Below are 17,992 nucleotides of genomic sequence, written 5' to 3'. Positions count from 1 at the left end.
CGGATGCGTCACAGCGCCCTGGCCTTCCTGGCCGCCGTCGCCGCCCTGGTTGCAGGGGCCGCGTTCGCCGCCGGCCGCGAGCCGGTGCTCAAGCAGATCGACCTGCCGCACGACTACTACTGGCGCGAACAGTATCTGCCGCAGCTGACCACGGGCCCGAGCAGCGTCAGCTTCACCCCGGACGGCAAGGCGCTGATCTACAGCATGGCCGGCTCGCTGTGGCGGCAGGCGATCGGGTCCGACGAGGCGGTCGAACTGACCCACGCGGCCGGCGCCTACGACTACCAGCCTGATGTCGCGCCGGACGGCGGCAGCGTGGTGTTCGACCGCTATGACGGCGCGGCGGTGGAGCTCTGGCGGCTGGACCTCGCTACCGGCCGCGAGCAGCGGCTGACGACGGGCGGCGCGGTCAATGTCGAGCCGAGGCTCTCGCCGGACGGCAAGCGGCTGGCCTGGGTTTCGACCGCGGGGACGGGCCACTTCAACCTGTTCGTCGGCGAGATCGGGCCGGAGGGCATCAGCGGCGCCCATCTGTTGCTCGGCGAGCGCCGCAGCCGGATCGACCGCTACTACTATGCCGCCGTCGACCACGCGTTGAACCCGGCCTGGTCGCCCGATGGTCAGCGCCTTTACTATGTCGGCAATCCGGAAGTCGCTTGGGGCACGGGCGACATCTGGTCGGTGTCGGCGAGCGATTCCGCCGACCGTCGCAGGGTGCTCAGCGAGGAGACCATGTGGAGCGCCCGGCCGGAACCGGCGCCGGACGGCAAGCGGGTGCTGTTCACCAGCTATCACGGCCGCCAGTGGCGCCAGCTGTGGCTGACCACGCCGGAGGGGGCGGCGCCCCTGCCGGCCACGTTCGGAGATTTTGACCGCTCCGACGCGCGCTGGTCGCCGGACGGCCGGCGGATCGCGCTGATCAGCAACGCCCCGGGCGACACGCGCCTGATGCTGCGCGACCTGCCCGGCGGGGCGGAGACCGAGGTCATCGCCACGCAGCGCCGCTACAGGTCGCCGCAAGGCCGGCTGGATATCGACATTCGCGACGAGGCCGGGCGACCGGTCGCCGCCAGGGTCACGGTGACGGGCGCGGACGGCCGGGCCTATGCGCCGGACCACGCCTGGATGCACGGCTCCGACGGCTTCGACCGCGCACGTCAGCCGATGGAGACCCACTATTTCCACTGCCCCGCGACCTGCTCGGTCAGCGCGCCGGCGGGGCCGGTGATCATCACCGTGCAGCATGGCTTCAGGCGCCTGATCTGGCGCGGCGAGGCGAGCCTGGCCGCGGGGCAGACCCAGGCGTTGGCGGTGAATCTGAAGGCCAACGACCTGCCCGCGGACTTCGGTCGCTTCGTCAGCGCTGACCTGCACGTGCACATGAACTATGGCGGCCACTATCGGAACTCGCCCACGCGCCTCGCCGCCCAGGCCAAGGCCGAGGACCTGGACGTGATCTACGACCTGATCGTCAACAAGGAGGAGCGGGTGCCGGACGTAGCCTGGTTCCGCCCCGATCCGGACCCCGCCAGCGACGCCCAGACGCTGATCCTGCACGGTCAGGAATTCCACACCAGCTATTGGGGTCACCTCGGCCTGCTGAACCTGTCGGATCACCTGCTGACGCCGGGCTTCGCCTCCTATCGGCACACGGCGCTGGCCAGCCCCTGGCCGGACAATGGGGCCGTGGCCGACCTCGCCCATGCGCAGGGGGCGCTGGTGGGCTATGTCCACCCCTATGACAATCCGATCGACCCGGCCAAGGAAACGACGCTGACTCACGAACTGCCGGCCGACGCCGCCCACGGCAAGGTCGACTATGTGGAGGTGATGGGCTTTTCCGACCACAAGGCCACGGCCGAGGTCTGGTACCGGCTGCTCGATCTCGGCTTCCGCCTGCCGGCCGGCGCGGGGACCGACGCCATGGCCGACTACGCCTCTCTGCGCGGGCCGGTGGGGCTGAATCGCGTGTTCCTCGACACCGGCGGCGAGCGGACGCCGGCGGCGCTCGCTTCGGCGCTGAAGGCCGGGCGCAGCTTCGTCAGCAACGGCCCGCTGGTGGGCTTGGAACTCGCCGGCCGCCACCCGGGGGACAGCGTCGCCTTAGGGGGCAAACGGCTCGCCTACCGGATCTCGCTGCGCTCGTCCCTGGCGATCGACCACCTCGAGCTGGTGCAGAACGGGCGGGTGCTGAAGGCGTTCGCCCTGACCGGTGAGCGCCGCAACCTGGACGCCCAGGGCGAGATCGAGGTTCGGGACGGCGGATGGATCCTGCTGCGCGCCTGGAACGACGGGGCCGATCCGGCCCTGCTGGACCTCTACCCCTATGCGACGACGAGCCCGATCTGGCTGGAAAGTCCGCAAGGCCCGCCGCCGGCGCCGGCGGACGCGGCCTATTTCGTGACCTGGATCGAGAAGACCATGGCCTCGGCCGCGGCGCGCGACGATTACAACACGCCGCAAGAGAAGAAGCAGGTCATGGACTACCTGCAACAGGCCCTAGACCGCTATCGCGGGCTTGCCGGCACGAAGGGACGCGCACATGAGCACTGATCATAGCGCGCCCGGGGCCACGCTGGGCTTTTGGACCTGCACCGCGCTGGTGGTCGGCAACACCATCGGGGTGGGGGTGTTCCTGCTGCCGGCGGCGCTGGCGCCTTTCGGCCTCAACGCCATGAGCGGGTGGGGCGTCACGGCGATCGGCTGCCTTGTGCTCGCACAGGTCTTCGCCAGCCTGGCCAGGGCCATGCCCGGAGAAGACGGCCCGTTCGGCTATATCCGCCGCACCCAGGGTGAGACCGCAGCCTTCGTCGCGATCTGGGGCTACTGGGTCTCGGTCTGGGTCACCAACGCGACCATTCCGGTCTCGATCGTCGGCTATGTGCAGGCGGCCTTCCCATCGATCGCGGGGCATGCGCCGCCGCTCATGCTGGCGCTGGGCCTGCAGTGGCTGTTCGTGCTGGTGAACCTGTTCGGCCTCCGTGCCGGCGGCTTCGTGCAGATCGTGACCACGGTCCTGAAGCTCCTGCCCCTGGCCGGCATCGTGCTGCTCGGTCTGTGGCTCCTGATCGCCCATCCCGTGCTCTATGCCGCCCACACCCCCGTGACGCCGATGGCCCTGGGTCCGACGACCCAGGCGGCGACGCTCGCGCTCTACGCCATGCTGGGCCTTGAATGTGCGGCGGTGCCGGCGGGCCGGGTGCGGGATCCCGGGCGGACCATTCCCCGCGCCACGCTCGCCGGAACGGCTCTGACGGCGGCGATCTATGTGGCGGTGTCGATCATCCCCATGCTGCTGATACCCCAGGCCGAGCTGGCGAAATCCTCGGCGCCGTTCGTCGACCTGCTCGACCGCTACCTGGCCGCCGGCAGCGGCCGCTGGCTGGCGATGTTCGTCGTGGTGAGCGGGCTCGGGGCGCTGAACGGGTGGACCCTCCTGGCCGGCGAGGTCTCGCGCACCATGGCGATCAACGGCGTCCTGCCGATCCCGCTGGCGCAGGTGAACCGTCGCGGCGCCCCGGCGCTTGCTCTCGTGGTGACCGGCGTCCTCGCCAGCGCCATGGTGCTGATGAACTACTCCAGGTCCCTGGTCGCCGGCTTCAGCTTTCTGAGCCTGATGGTCACGGCGGCCTGCCTGCCGCTCTACCTGCTCTGCGCCGTGGCCATCGTCGTGCTGTGGCGGCGCGAACGAAGATCGGCGCCCGTCATGTTCCTGGTCGTGGGCGGCCTCAGCGCAGCCTATGTGCTGTTCGCCTTCGCCGGCGCCGGCGCAGAACCTCTGCTGTGGACAGCGGTCCTGGCGGCGGCGGGACTGCCGCTGTTCCTGTTGATGCGCAGGCGGCGTCCGGCGCAGGCGGCCTCCTGAAATCCGCGAGCAGGCGAAGGCCGTGTTCATCAGACCTGCGAATCCAGGCCTCGTCCCTGCTTGGCGCAGCGTTCACTGACGCCGTCGCGGTCACGCTGATGCGGATCAAGGCCGCGCGCCGGAAAAGAGCGGCCAAGTGCTCTCGCCGTAGGCCTTCGCCCGAGTTCGCATGGCGGGCGGGGCAAGATGAGGTCACGAGATGGATTTCGCCCAGACCCTTCATTCGCGGCGCTCCGTTCGCAGTTACCGACAGGAGCCGATCGCCGAGCCAGTGCTTCGCGCCCTTGTCGACGCCGCGATCCAGGCGCCCAGCGCGGTGAATGAGCAACCCTGGCTATTCTCGATCGTGCGCAGCAAGTCCTTGCTTGAAAAGATTTCGGCAAAAGCAAAGGCGCACCTGATGGAGACCCGTATGGGCGATGCGGCGGCGGATCGCTTCCGGGCGATGCTCGGCGATCCAGGCTTCAATATCTTCTATGACGCACCGGTCCTGATCGTGATTTCCAGCGCCACCTCGGGGGGATGGGCGGTTGAGAACTGCGCCCTGGCGGCCGAGAACCTGATGCTGGCGGCGTACGCAGCCGGGCTCGGCGCCTGCTGGATCGGATTCGCCCAGCACTGGTTGGCTAGCGATGAGGGCAAGGCTGCGCTGCGCCTGCCATCTGGCTGTCAGCCGGTAGCGCCGATCATCGTGGGCCATCCGCAATCCCAGCCGCCGCCGGTTCCACGGAAGGAGCCGGAAATCTTCTGGCTCGACGATTGATGCGCACCGGCGCGCGCAAGCCCCAATTCAGCCGGAACTAGGAGATCTTTGATGGCGCCCTTGCTAGACCAAGACCGCCTGACGCCGGACGAGGTGCGTCGGATTTGTGGGGATGTGCTCGACTGGAAAGTGTCGGCCATCCTGGCGCTTCGACCCACGGCCTCGGACGTGACCGTCGCCGTCGGATGGGCGAACCGGCAGGACGAACTGGGCGACGAAGGCCTGCCGCTCGAAGGCATGGCCGCTCAGGTCTACGAGGTGCTGACGGCCGATGAGGACTTCGGCGACGCATAGCAGCCCAGCCTTCGAAGGCCACGGCGGAGTTCCTGGTCTTGTCCGGCGCGGAGAGATCACCATGACCTCGGACCGAATCGATCCGAATTCATGGTGATCGATTCCAGAGATTTGGAGAGGGACGCAGGCGGGGAACCGCCCATAGGCGACGTTGAGGCCGCCGCCCGCAGGACACGAGCAAAAGCCAAGCTTGTCTTCAGATCTCAGCTGCTGACGGATTCCGCGTCTTTGAACTCGGTGCGAGCTGGCGCGGCGCCGCGCCCGACCCATCGGCTCCAGAGCTTCAGAAGTGGCCGCTCCACAAGGCGATAGATGGCCACCCCCACAGCGAAGGCGAGGGGCGCCACCAGGACGATGAACCAGGGGACCGACAGATTGAAGCCCAGTCGCGCCACAAGCCTGGCGGCGGCGCCGACCACCAGGGTGTGGGCCAGGTAGGTGGAGTAGGTGGCGTCGCCGCACAGGCGCGCCATGGCGGCGCCGAAGCCTTTCTGAGCAGGGCGCGCCAGGCAGCACGCGGCGACCGTAGCGATGGTCAGGGCCCAGGTCAGATAGTCCAGGCTCGGCCATTTCGCCTGGTAAAGGCTGCTCGTGAACGCCGCCGCCATGCCGATCAGGGCGATTGCAATCGATCCGGGAAAGGTTAGGCGGAACGACGTGCGTTGACGCAGCAGGCCGATCAGGATGCCGAAGAGGAAATAGAGCACGATCGGCCGGGACCAAAATCCAAGTATGCTTTCAGCAGGAAAAGCTCCGAGAGCGCCCGCTGTCCTCAAAGCAATGAAGAAAAGAAACAGTAATAACAGGCCGCGCCTGAGCAGAAGGGATAGGCCAAACACCAGGTAGAACAGCATTTCGTAATTCAGCGTCCAGCCCTGTCCAAGGATCGGCTGGCCAAAGAATCCCAGGCCCTTGTAGGGAACGAAGAGCCAGGAGCGCAGGAGGTCCGTCAGCCCCGCCCTTTCATGCTGAAGGGAGAGGCTCAGCAGAGCGACGAGGCTGAACAGCCAGTAGAGGGGAACGATGCGGCCGATTCGGCGCAGAGCGAACAAGGCAGGCGCGCGCGGCGCCCCGAAATCCTCGCCATGGGCGTAGATCATGACGAAGCCGCTGATCACAAAGAACAGGTCGACGCCAAGGCCACCGAAATTGGTCGCAACGACGTCAAGTCCGCTGGCTTGCGCCCGCTTCTCCAGCGCCAGCATGCAATGATCGATTACAACCAGCAGCGCGGCGCATGCGCGCAGCGCCTGCAGGGAGTCCAGGGATTCTCGAGCCTTCTTATGCATCCCCGGCCGCCCCTCCGCCGATCAAATCGAGCTCGACGAGTGTCGTAGTGGGCTGGGGTTCGTCTGGCAATCAGGCTAGGGCGCGGGCTTAGGACCCGCCGACGACCCAACGCCCCAAAAGGGGGCGGTGAGAGCCGGAAGGTTCTGATCAGGGCGGCCTGAGTTTTGAACCCGCTCGCCCTCGGACTGCATACGCGCCCGCCGATGGCCGGTGTGACATTCCGACGCTGAAATCTGGCGTTGCGCTCTGTGTCAGTCCGGGGTGGCGATCGAAAAAATATAATAATAACAATACATTGGTGTGACTTCGAGGCTCCTAACGCGAGATCGGCGCTTTTGTTCCATACCTGCAAGTGTTTATTTTATTTGTGTGCGGTGATTGATAGATATTCCGCGAATTTATGGCATTTTTTCGCGATATAGTAGGCGATTTACTGTCAAGGTTTCGGTGAATGCGCGGTGGAGCGGGAGTATATTTCTCAAATTGCAAAGCTTGCATTCGTCGATATGCCGTAGATATACACGGACATAGAAAGTAACTCGCATATCTATGGGGGCAAACATGGCAATAACGCTCGCGCAGGTCCAAAATTATCTGTATCTCGTGTCGGCTAGTGCATCGACACCGAATATCGCCCAGGAGATTGCGTCTTCTCCGGCGCAAATGGTGATCCTTGGCGGCACGGCAAATGATCCGGCGCTGAATATGTCCGTGGCCAACCCGAGCGGCGGCAAGCTCATCCTCGACTATGTGGATCTGACCGAGGCTTCCAAATGGGAGGAGCCCAGCCTGTTTTCCGGGTCATCCCGGCCGAGCTGGTTCGGCAAGGCCAATCCAGACTGGCCGGGTGTCTATTCGGTGCAGTACTGGAACGCAGCCTGGAAGCAGGCCCTTATCGTTCGCATCGACCAGATGATCAAGCAGGGCTATAACGGGGTTTTCCTGGACGCCGCGGCCGGCGACAATGAATGGCTTCCGGGCAACAGCTTTGGAAACCCGGCGAACAGCAACGCGACCCAAGCCCTCGGGGATCTGATCAGCGGCCTGCGCAGCTACATAAACGGGCTACATCTGTCCAAGCCCTTTTACCTCATTGCGAACAATCCAGATGGCGTGGCGCTGCACGATCCGAGCGCCCTGAAGAGCCTGGACGGGATCTTCAATGAAACCCTCTATTACGGCTCTACTGGATCGGGCGGTGGGGCGACTTCCTATGCGCTGCCGACCTCAAATCGAACCTATGTCGAGACCGTCGTCGGCCCGGCTTACCAGAAGGCGGGCATCCCGATCTTTGGCAATGACTATCCGCCGACCGGAAACCTGTCGCTGGATTTCCAGTCTTTCGCCGCCTACACCGCCATGGGATGGGATGCGTCGGTCCTCAACGCCTCCAACACCGTCGCCACGCTGACCTCTGGCCCGTACATGTTCACGGCCACCGCAGCCAATCCCACGGCCCATGGTTCAACTGGACACATCAATTTCCTTTCGGGCGCCAAGCTGGCTAGCGCGACGTTGATCGGCGGCAACCAGGGCGACTATTTCGTCGGCGGTCCTGGCCACAACCTCATCACGGGCGGTACCGGCAACGACACCATCTATGCCCATCCGGCTGGCGCCGCCCTGAAGAACATTCTTCAGTTCAAGGTGGTCGGGTATTGGCAGAACGCGCCGACGCATCCGACCCTCGAGGTGCTCATCAACGGCAAGGTGGCCATGGCCGCTACGGCCATAACTCAGAACATAAACAGCGCCGGCAATACGGCGGAAACCTTTACGGTAAACGCTACGGCATTTGGCGCCATCACGTCCGTAAAGTTGATGGCGGGGAACACCTATTGGACGAACGGTTCAAACTACGACCTGATATTTTTGGAGTCCGCCAGCTATCAGGGCCGTTCGATCGGCCTTACCCAGCTCGGTTATTCGAGCGGCAGCGGAGTATCGTCCGGCTCATCGGTCGCGGTGCTCGGATACCATGGGGTCGGAACGATCTCCAGCAGCGCCCTGCCGGCCAGCCCGTTCCTTTCCAATGTCAGCGACACGATCAATGGCGGAGGCGGGGTCAATACCGTGTACTATCGCGGTCCCTCATATGAATATACCGAGGTTCGGCAAGCCAACGGTTCTGTGGTCGTGACTGCGCTGGACACAGCCGAGGGACCCGATACTTTGTCCCATATTCAGTATCTTCACTTCACCGACAAGACGATCGCTATCAATAGCCAACCTATCGCCGCAGCGGTTCAGGTCGCGAGTTCACTAGCCACTGTGGCGGCGCCCGTTCAAACGACGGCGAGCAACACGGTCATCGCCGCCGCGAGCAGGACGGTCCTGACCCACCAGGGCGTCGGCGCCCTTACGGGCGAAGCCCTCCACGACTATTTCGTGAACGCTGGCGGGGTGCATGGTTTTCATGCCGGAGAGATGAGCGACCTGACCGTGCTGATCGACCATGCGGCCGCGTCGAAGATCGTGGACCATGCGCACTATGCGGCTATCGACAGCCTCAATCACGATGCCGCCCATCTGTCGACAGCGCACGCCGCAATCCTGGCCCACGATGGGCACCACCTCTTGTTCAGCTAGGTCTCCGGACTAGGTCTGCGGCCGGCGCCGCGAAGCGGGGCCGGGAAGGGCCGTGCCCGAACGAAGCAAAGCCGACGCCCCGGCGCGTGGTGCGCGCCGGGGGCTGTTCTCAGACGATGAAATGGTCGCTGAGGGAGAGGCTGGAGGCGTGCACGCCGAGCAGGGTGATGTGCTCGCCGTTGGAGAAGTCGACGGTGGAATAGGTTCCGTGGTCGGTGAAGGTGGGGTGCAGGCCGCTGTTCAGGAAGGCGCTGATGTCGATGCGGTCGGCGGCGGTGAAGTCGGTGATGGTGGTGGCGTGCGCGGCGATGTTGGCCACGAAGGTGTCCGCCCCGCCGCCGCCGGTCAGGGTGTCGGCCCCGGAGCCCGCGGTGATGACGTTGTTCATCGTGTTGCCGACCAGGGTCACGGCGTTTGCCGTCTTGCCGACCAGGTTCTGGACATTGGCCGACAGGGTATAGCTGCACCAAGCGTCGACGGTCTCGTTCGGCGTGCCGGCCGCGACCTGGATTATGTCGTTCGAGTGCGAGACGGTGAAGACGTCGTTGCCGCCCGCGCCGCCGACCAGGGTGTCGCCGCCGTTGACGCTGGTCAGATAGTTGCCGCCGGCGGCGTTGCCGATCGCCGTGGTCCCCGGCGTGATCAGGCGCAGGCTGTGGACGCCGGTCGGCAGGGCGTAGCTGACCGAGGAGATGATCACGTCATGCTGCTGGCTGGTGGTGTTGATCACCACATCGCCGGTGTTGTTGACATAGAAGGTGTCGACCCCGGTCCCGGCGACCAGGGTGTTGGGTCCGCCGAGGCTGGTCAGGGTGTCGTTCATGGCGTTGCCGGCGCCGGTCAGGCCCGACCCGTTCACGGTCAGGTTCTGGATATTGGCCGGCAGCACGTAGTCGCAGGTGGCGATCACGCTCTCGTTCAGCGTGCCCGCCGCGACGGTGATCTGATCGGCGCTGTTGTAGACGTGATAGGTGTCGCCCCCGGTCCCGCCGGTGATGTGCTGGGCCGCCACATTCAGGGTGACCGTGGTCGGTGTGCTGACGCCCAGGCTGTCCTGGGCCAGATAGGTGAAGCTGTCGGTCCCGACGAAGCCGAGGGTGGGCGTGTAGGTGAACGAGCCGTCGGCGTTGAGGGTCAGGGTCCCGTGGCTCGGACCGCCATTGGTGGCCAGGGTTGCGGTCATGGTCAGGCCGTCATTGTCGATGTCGTTGGCCAACACGCCCTGTGCGGCGGCGACGGCGTTCGCCTTGTCGCCGGCGATGGCATAGGTGTCCGAGTGGGTGGTGGGCGGCGGGTCGATCACGTTCAATGTGACCGTGGTCGGGGCGCTGGAGCCGTGGCTGTCCTTGGCGACGTAGGTGAAGCTGTCGGTCCCGGCGAAGCCGAGGGTTGGGGTGTAGGTGAAGGAGCCGTCGGCGTTGAGGGTCAAGGTTCCGTGGCTCGGCCCGCCGTTGGTGGCCAGGCTGGCGGTCATGGCCAGGCCGTTGGGGTCGGTGTCGGTGGAGAGCACGCCGCTGGCGGCGGCGACCGAGAGGGTGTGGCCGGCCTGGTCGTTGTAGCTGGCCGCATGGGTCACCGGCGGGCTGGCCGAGCCGGCGGCGACGTTGAGGGTGACGGTGATGGGGGTTCCGGCCGAGAGCCCGTCCTTGGCCAGGTAGGTGAAGCTGTCGGTCCCGACATAGCCGGCGTTGGCGGTGTAGGTGAAGGAGCCGTTGGCGTTGAGGGTCAAGGTCCCATGGGCGGGCCCGCCGTTGGCGGCCAGGCTGGCTGTGAGGGTCAGGCCGTTATAGTCGGTGGTTGCGGCCAGAACGCCGCTGGCGGCTGAGACGGAGAGGGCCTGTCCGGCGACGGCGGCGTAGGCGGGGGCCGCGGTGGGGGTGGAGGCGATGGCGATGGACTTGTCGGCGAACTGCAGGGTCTGGATGTTGCTGATCAGGTCGGGCCCCTCGGCGGTGGCCAGGGCGGTGACCAGCACCTTGCCGTTGGCCTCGCGCACGATGTCGTACTGGGTGGAGGCGGCGCGATAGACGACGGTGTTGGTCCCCGCGCCGCCGTCGATGACGTCGCTGGTGTTGGCCAGGAAGGTGGAGGCGGGCAGGTTGGATCCGGCCAGGGTGGCGTTGCCGTTGACGCCGAGGCTGGCGACGGAGGAGCCGCTGGAGATGCCGGCGCCTGAAGAATAGGTCAGCTGGCTGATGGGGATGCTGTGTCCCTCATAGCTGGCGGACTTGAGGAACAGCAGGTCGTAGTTGGAGCTGCTGGTCCAGGATGTGCCGCCGGCAAGGAGTTCGACGGAGGTGATGGGGCCAAGGCCGGCGGTGCTGACGGTGACGGTCTGCCAGGAGTAGCCGGAGGCGTTCATGTTCTGGGTGATGGCCAGGGGGGCCTGGACCACGTGGCCGTTGACCAGCACCTCGAGGGTGGGTGCGGAGTGGGAGCCGAGCCAGTCGCCGGCGAGCTGGAAGGAGAGGACGCCCTTGAGGCCGGCGGCGGCAGGGTGGGCGTAGATGGTGTCGTTGCCGGAGCCGGCGCGGATGGTGTTCTGTCCGGGACCGCCGATGAAGAAGTCGCCCTGGTTGCCGCCGATCAGGGTGGCGTTGGCGACGAGGCCGCCTGAGAGGAAGTTGACCAGGTTCAGGGAGCCCTGGACGGTGGGGTTGGCGGCCACGGCCATGGCCATGTAGGGCCCTGAGGTCAGGGTCTGGACGGTGTTGGCGGCGTTGACCACCGAGGGGATCCAGCCCATGGCGCTGTAGGCGGCGAAGGATTGGAAGTCCTGGGCCAGGTTGCTGGTGGTCGGATAGTCGTTGCCGAAAACTGGCAGTCCCGATGCGTTATAGGCCGGCCCGACCACGTTCTCGATATAGTTCTGGTTGGAGGCGGGGAGGGCGACCGGGGTTGCGCCGCTCCCGGTGCCGGTCGAGCCGTAGTACAGGGTCTCGCTGAAAATGCCGTCCAGGCTCTTCAGCGCCGCCGGGTCCTGCAGGGCCACACCCTGCGGGTTGTTGGCCACGATATAGAAGGGCGTGGCCAGGTGCAGGCTGTTCACATAGGCGCGGAGGTCGGTGATCAGCGTGCCCAGCTCTTGGGTCGCGTTGGCGTTGGTGGGATTGCCAAGGCTGTTGCCGGCCGCCCACTCCGTATCGCCGGCCGCGGCATCGAGAAAGATGCCATTATAGCCTTGGGCGACCAGCTGGTTGATCCGTCCGAACAGGACCTGCTCCCAGGCCGGGTTCCAGTACTGCACCGAATAGACGCCAGGCCAGTTTGGGTTCGCCTTGCCGAACCAGCTGGGCAGGGACGTGCCGGAGAACAGGCTGGGCTCCTCCCACTTGGAGGCCTCGGTCAGGTCCGTGTAGTCCAGGATGATCTTGGAGCCGTTGGGATTGGCGACGCTCATGTTCAGCGTCGGATCGTTCGCCGTACCGGCAAGAATTATCAGTTGTTGGGATGCGTTGGCGATCTCGCTGGCGATATTGGTCGTCGAGGCGCTGGCCGTACTCAGGTAGAGAAGCGATTGAACCTGAGAAAGGGTTATCGTCATCGATGCCGCTCCGCTCGCAGTGGCCGCGGAACATCGTGCGCTGTGACACGCCCCCCCGCAGTGACACTCAAAAGCAGCTCAGGCCTCAAGCGGTTCCACAAAATGTGTGAGGCGTAATGTCGCAATATTTTGTTCGGGCGCCTTCAGAATTCTTTCATAAAGTCAGCGATTCGAATCGGCCGGATCTGCCCTCGACGATCCGCCCAGGCAGCGGAAATCGCGGGCCCAGCGAGGGCCGAGATACAAGCCCGTTTTCGCTCCGCATCGCACCACGCGCCGGGCCGCGGCGGCGCTCAATCGCATGGCGTAGACCGGTCATCGACGGCGCTTCGTCGATGCAACCGGCGCGGTCGATACCCGTCAGCAGATATCGAGCCTTGGCTTATGAGGCAATGTGACGCTTGAATGGGCATCGGGGCCGTTCTGGCGGGGCGAGGCCAATCGGCAAGGCCGGCGGCCGTCGGGGGAGGGGACGGATGCAGCCGATTGCAGGGCTTGCCGGAAGGCTGTTCCAGGAAATTGGCGTCTTCGAGACGGCCCAGCTTCCGCTGCTGGTTGCGGCGGTGCTATTGGCGATTGCGTTCCCACGCCTTGGCGGACGAGCCTTCGCCCGCTTCGAGGCGGCTATCGAGGCCATAGCGCTTCGGCCCTGGGCCAGCGGGCTGCTGCTGGGCGCCCTGTTGCTGGCAGGGCATGTCGTGATCGCGCTCACGGTCGGAGCCCCCAGGCCGATCATACCGGACGAAGCGAGCCTGCTGTTGCAGTCGGATACGCTCGCTCACGGGCGCTTGGCCAATCCCGGACCCCTGCCGGACGACTTTTCGGCGATCTATGTCCTCATCCGTCCCGCCTACGCTTCGATCTATCCCGTCCTGCGCAGCTTTCCCCTGACGGTTGGCCAGCTCATCGGGGGTGGGCCCTGGATCGGCGTCTGGCTGTCGATGCTGGCGTTGTGTCTCGCCGTCTATGGAATGCTTCGGCAGGTGGTCCGGCCAGGCTATGCGCTGGTCGGCGCGCTACTGGTGGCTGGCCGCTGGGGTCTGTTCAGCTATTGGGCCAACTCCTACTGGGGCGGAGCCTTCACGGCCCTGGGCGGCGTATTGCTGGTCACGGGCTATCTGAAGCTGGACCGCAGATCGAGCTTCGGCGCCGCCTGTCTCCTAGGCGCCGGCGTGTTCATCTTGATGACCACGCGACCTTATGAGGGCTTGGCCTTCGCCGCGGCTTTCGCGGCGGGCCTGGGCGTGCGCGCCCTCAAGGCGGAGCGGGGCGAGCGGTCCGGCTATCTGGCCGCGGGCATCGTCGCCCTGGCCTGGGTCTTCGCCGGCTTCGCTCTGACCGCTGCGCACGACTGGGCCGTCACGGGCGATTGGAAGCTTGCGCCCTACAGCCTGTACCGCCGAACGGTCGCCGACGTGCCCGCCTTCTGGATGCAGTCCGCCGCCATCCGGCCTCCAAGCGCCTATTTCGGCGTGGCGCACTTCATCGACTACGAGCGCGAAGCCTTCGCCCGCTTCGCAACCCTCAAGGGCGGGCTGAATGCGGAAAAAGAGCGATTGATCGGCCTTTGGAACTTCTATGTCGGTTGGGCGATGCTGGCGCCATTCGCCATCGGCTGCTGGCGGCTGCGGCGCTGGCCCGTTCTGGCGGCGGCCGGAGCGTTGCTCGGCGCAGCGCTCGTGATCGAGACCTGGGACTGGACGCACTATGCGGCGCCAGGCTTCGCCTTGGTGGTGATCGCCATAACGCTCGGGCTCGAGCGCCTGCGGGCGATCGAATTCGCGGGACGGCCGATCGGCGTCGCCCTCAGCCGCCTCTTGCCCCTTTGCCTGGGGGTGGGCCTGCTGCTGCCGGCCGAGGCGACGGTTTCCGGCGTTCCGGACTTTTCTCCGGGTCTATATGATCCGTTTTCGGAGGCGTGCTGCTGGCTGCGGACCCATTCGGCCCGCGCCGAGGTGCAAGACTATCTGGCCGCTCGCCCGGGAAGGCATCTGGTGATCGTCGACAGCGGACCCCGCTGGCCGAGCCATCAGCTGGTCGTCTTCAATCAGGCGGACCCGGGCGCGGCGAAGATCGTCTGGGTGAACAAGGATGCAAGGCTCAATCCGGCCACTATCGCGGCCTTTCCGGCTCGCGCCGTTTGGCGCCTCGATTGGCGCGACAACGGATCGCCCTGCTTGACCCGCGCCGGTTCCGGCGATGTCGTCTCGCCGCCAGCGCCGGACCAGGCCTGCCTCAGCCTGTCCAGCCATGGCGGCTAGAGCCGTCAATCTGTGCGGATGGGCGACACCCGGTCCAGCGGGCGGCGGTGTCCTTCGATTTGCGAAGGGTTTGCGGCGGCGATCTTCAACCTTCGCAAGAATAGGCTTGAGCTGTGGCCTTCGCCATAGACACTGGCCCGTCCGTGAAAGAAGCTGCGCGGCGCTGGCTGGGGGGCAACAGGCCCATGACGATTGCATCGGAGGCGCAGGCCGCACGGCGCCGAGCTAGCCCTGGCGACTATTTCGCTTTGATGCGCCTGGACCACGCGACCAAGCATGTCTTCATCCTGCCTGGGATCGCCATCGCTCTGCTTTTGAGGGGCGATGCGGCGACGAGTTCGCCCTGGGCCGTTGCGGCCGGTTTCGGCGCGGCTGTCCTGATCGCCTCGGCCAACTACGTCATCAACGAGTGGCTCGATCGCCGATTTGACGCCCATCACCCCACCAAGCGCGAGCGCGCGGCGGTGCGCCTGGAAATGAGCCGGACATGGGTGATGCTGCTCTGGGTCGCGCTTTGCGTGGGCGGCCTGGCGCTCGCTCTCTCCGCCAACACCACGCTGTTCATGGTCTGCGCAGCCTTCGCCGCCCAGGGGATCGTCTACAACGTCAGGCCGCTGCGACTGAAGGACGTCGCCTATGTCGATGTGCTGGTCGAGGCGGTCAACAATCCGCTGCGGCTGATGATCGGCTGGGCGATGGTGGACAAGACGACCTTGCCGCCAGGCAGCCTCTTGATCGGCTATTGGATCGGCGGCGCCTTTCTGATGGCGGCCAAACGCCTGTCGGAATATCGCGAAGTCGCTGGCGAGTACGGCGCCGACCGGCTCGCCCTCTATCGCGCCAGTTTCGCGGGTTACAGTGAGCAGAGCCTCCTTGTGTCATGCTTTGTTTATGCTTTGACGAGCGCCATGACCTTGGCGATATTTTTTGTCAAATACAGGATAGAATATATCCTGATGCTTCCAGCGATCGCTTTGCTGTTTGGCCAATACCTGGCGATGGCGTTGTCGGCGGATTCCACCGCCCAAAGGCCGGAGCGCCTGTTTCAAGAGCGGGGGCTGATGATGCTTGTGGTGCTGGTGGTCGGGCTGTTCGCCGTTTGCACGCTTGTGAAGATCCCTGCGCTCGCCCCCTTGACGATGCAGTATTTCATCAAGCTCCCCTAGTGGCAGCGACGATGACGGCGATATTTGGCTTTTGAGATGCAAGGCGCTCCATGGCGTTCGTAAAGCGACCTTCCCAGCCGCGTTATGATGTGATCGTCATCGGCAGCGGATTCGCCGCCGCCTTCTTTCTGAAGGGGTTTCTGGGCCGGGCGGGCGATCGCGCGCGCGTGCTTGTCCTTGAGCGCGGCCCGCGTTGGCCGCATGCACGACAGATCCAGGCGCGGCGCTCCTCGCCGTTCGACGCGCGCAACTTCTATACGCGCTCGGGCGATCCATCCAAGGAGTGGTGGTTCAACCTGAGTTTCGGCGGTGGCTCGAACTGCTGGTGGTCGAATGCGCCCCGCTTCAAGCCAGTGGATTTCGCCACGCGAACGCACTTTGGCGTCGGCCGGGACTGGCCGATCTCCTATACGCAGCTCGAGCCCTACTACGACCAGGTTGAACGGGCGATGTCCCTGTCAGGGCCGGACGCGCCCTGGCCGTTTCCGAGGTCCGGGGCCTACCCCGAGCCGCCCCACAGATTCAATGACCCCGAACAACGGCTAAAGGCCGCCTATCCAGACCAGTTCTTCCACACCCCCTGCGGGCGTTCGCGCACGGGCGCGAGTGGGCGACCGGTCTGCTGCGGGAACGGCGTGTGTCATCTGTGCCCTGTCGACTCCAAGTTCACCATCCAGAACAGCCTGATGGAGCCGTTCGAAGACCCCCGGGTCGAGATCGTAGTGGAGGCCGAGGTGGTGGGGATCGACATCGCCGCCGGAAGTGCGAAGGGCGTCGTTTATCGCCAGGCCGAAGCGGAACAGCATGTTCAAGCCGATCTCGTCGTCGTCGCGGCCAACGCCATGTTTAATCCGCTGCTTCTGTTGCGGTCCGGCTTGAGTCATCCGCAGCTCGGTCGCCGGCTCCATGAGCAGGTCGGGCTCCTCGCGGAGGTTCGCCTGGCCCACACCGACGGCTTCCAGGGCTCTACCTCGGTGACGGGGCACGGCTATATGCTCTATGACGACGAGCGTCGCAAAACGATGGCCGGCTGTCTCATCGAAACCTGGAACGTCGGGCTCCTGCGGCAGGAGTTCGGCAAATGGCGCAAGGCGCTACCGGTCAGGCTTGTCTATGAAGACGTGCCCGACGAGGCGAACCAGGTGACCGTCGATCCAGCCAATCCGAGCCGGCCGGTCGCCCACTATCGCGGCCATAGCGACTATACGGCGCGGGCCATCGCCAGGGCCGAGCAGGATCTGGCCCGGGTAATGCAGCCGCTCGATGTCGAGGAGATCGTCGTGGCCAAGTCGGTCGAGCCCTCGGAGGCGCACATCATGGGAACGACCGTCATGGGCTCGGATCCCCGCGACAGCGTGGTCGATCCGGACTGCGTCCATCACCAGATCCGCAATCTGATCGTGGTGGGAGCGAGCACGTTTCCTGTATCGGGTCCCGCCAATCCAACCCTGACCTTGAGCGCCCAGGCGCTGCGCGTCGGCGATCGACTGGAGCGCTCGAATGGTTGAGCGGGCGCGTCGAAAATTCCTGCTCGCCGGCGCCGCCGGTCTGGCCGTCACGGCTCTGGCGCCGCTCGGCGTCCTGTTCCTGGCGCCTCCGGCCCCTCGCCGGGCGATCGCCGCCTATCTGCGCAGGAGCCTGCCCGGCCTGGCCGTGGCTGACCAGGAGCTTGACCTCTTTGCCCAGGCGTTCCTCAACGCCGCTGGCGGGTCCGCCGGGGGGCTGCGCTCGGCGCTGACCGTGATGGCCGCGCCGCCGCTGTTCGCGGCGATGGGGCGGCGCAAGGGGATCGAGCACTGGAGCCGCGCCGTCATGACCAGCTTCCTGCTGTCGACCGACTTTTTCACCACCGCCGCGCAGCAGCCAGGCAAGACCCGCTATATCGCCTTCGCCGACCCCTATGCGCTCGGGTGTGCGAACCCGCTTGCTGTGAAGGCCTGACTTCCGCCTGAAGGGCCGAGACGGTCGCCCCCCGCCAGGGGTCGGGCGCCCCTGAAGCCGCGATCGGGCGCCGGCGCTGCGGATACCGGAGGTAGGTGAGGGCGTTGCGACAATGCGCCCCACGACGGCGCCCGCAGTGCCGATGGCCAGCTTCCGTTCGTGTTCGGCGGCGTGCGTCTCGCGTCAGCGCAGCGACGCTCCGGGTCCGCCGCGCCGCGTGCGAAGGACGTGTCCCGCGGCGCCGGATAGCAGCCTAACCCTTATCTCAAAAAGCTTTCT

11 protein-coding genes are annotated in these 17,992 nt (G+C 65.6%); 9 read left to right on the top strand and 2 right to left on the bottom strand.

The window, feature by feature from the left end; all coding sequences use genetic code 11:
- Positions 1 to 3 precede the first annotated feature (3 nt).
- From KCG34_RS05445 to KCG34_RS05430, 4 genes are all read left to right on the top strand, one after another.
- Positions 4 to 2,553, top strand: coding sequence for a CehA/McbA family metallohydrolase (locus KCG34_RS05445; protein WP_211939377.1), 2,550 nt, complete (start codon positions 4 to 6; stop codon positions 2,551 to 2,553).
- On the top strand, positions 2,543 to 3,865 hold the full coding sequence (locus KCG34_RS05440; protein ID WP_211939376.1) for an amino acid permease: 1,323 nt from the start codon (positions 2,543 to 2,545) through the stop codon (positions 3,863 to 3,865). The genes KCG34_RS05445 and KCG34_RS05440 overlap by 11 nt, the downstream gene beginning before the upstream one ends.
- A gap of 199 nt (positions 3,866 to 4,064) precedes the next feature.
- The gene (locus KCG34_RS05435; RefSeq protein WP_211939375.1) at positions 4,065 to 4,628 is read left to right on the top strand and encodes a nitroreductase family protein; all 564 of its coding nucleotides are present in this window, start codon (positions 4,065 to 4,067) and stop codon (positions 4,626 to 4,628) included.
- 51 nt (positions 4,629 to 4,679) lie between these two features.
- Positions 4,680 to 4,922: a hypothetical protein gene (locus KCG34_RS05430; RefSeq protein WP_211939374.1), complete on the top strand. Its 243-nt coding sequence runs from the start codon at positions 4,680 to 4,682 to the stop codon at positions 4,920 to 4,922.
- A gap of 203 nt (positions 4,923 to 5,125) precedes the next feature.
- Here the strand turns inward: KCG34_RS05430 and KCG34_RS05425 are convergent, their stop codons facing one another.
- A complete protein-coding gene (locus tag KCG34_RS05425) occupies positions 5,126 to 6,211 on the bottom strand; it encodes an acyltransferase family protein (protein WP_211939373.1) in 1,086 nt (361 codons plus the stop codon).
- Between the two features lie 562 nt (positions 6,212 to 6,773).
- Between KCG34_RS05425 and KCG34_RS05420 the strand changes: the two genes are divergently transcribed.
- Positions 6,774 to 8,801, top strand: a complete 2,028-nt coding sequence (locus KCG34_RS05420) for an endo alpha-1,4 polygalactosaminidase (RefSeq protein ID WP_211939372.1) — start codon at positions 6,774 to 6,776, stop codon at positions 8,799 to 8,801.
- A 109-nt stretch (positions 8,802 to 8,910) separates the two neighbouring features.
- Here the strand turns inward: KCG34_RS05420 and KCG34_RS26045 are convergent, their stop codons facing one another.
- Complete coding sequence (locus tag KCG34_RS26045) at positions 8,911 to 12,345, bottom strand: cadherin-like domain-containing protein (RefSeq protein WP_211939371.1); 3,435 nt, start codon at positions 12,343 to 12,345, stop codon at positions 8,911 to 8,913.
- A 476-nt stretch (positions 12,346 to 12,821) separates the two neighbouring features.
- Here KCG34_RS26045 and KCG34_RS05410 point away from each other — a divergent pair, with 476 nt between their 5' ends.
- From KCG34_RS05410 to KCG34_RS05395, 4 genes are all read left to right on the top strand, one after another.
- Positions 12,822 to 14,606 (top strand): hypothetical protein, encoded by a 1,785-nt coding sequence (locus tag KCG34_RS05410; RefSeq protein ID WP_211939370.1) that lies wholly within the window; start codon positions 12,822 to 12,824, stop codon positions 14,604 to 14,606.
- 185 nt (positions 14,607 to 14,791) lie between these two features.
- The gene (locus tag KCG34_RS05405; protein ID WP_211939369.1) at positions 14,792 to 15,772 is read left to right on the top strand and encodes a UbiA family prenyltransferase; all 981 of its coding nucleotides are present in this window, start codon (positions 14,792 to 14,794) and stop codon (positions 15,770 to 15,772) included.
- A gap of 50 nt (positions 15,773 to 15,822) precedes the next feature.
- Entirely contained in the window at positions 15,823 to 17,280 is a 1,458-nt protein-coding gene (locus tag KCG34_RS05400) for a GMC oxidoreductase (protein ID WP_211939368.1), read from the top strand.
- On the top strand, positions 17,273 to 17,713 hold the full coding sequence (locus tag KCG34_RS05395) for a hypothetical protein (RefSeq protein WP_211939367.1): 441 nt from the start codon (positions 17,273 to 17,275) through the stop codon (positions 17,711 to 17,713). Before KCG34_RS05400 ends, KCG34_RS05395 begins: the two co-directional genes overlap by 8 nt.
- Positions 17,714 to 17,992 lie beyond the last annotated feature (279 nt).

The sequence above is a fragment of the Phenylobacterium montanum genome (assembly GCF_018135625.1).
Lineage (GTDB): Bacteria > Pseudomonadota > Alphaproteobacteria > Caulobacterales > Caulobacteraceae > Poindextera > Poindextera montana.
Note: the sequence above shows the minus strand (reverse complement) of the source record. Positions and strands in the feature narration are given on the sequence as shown.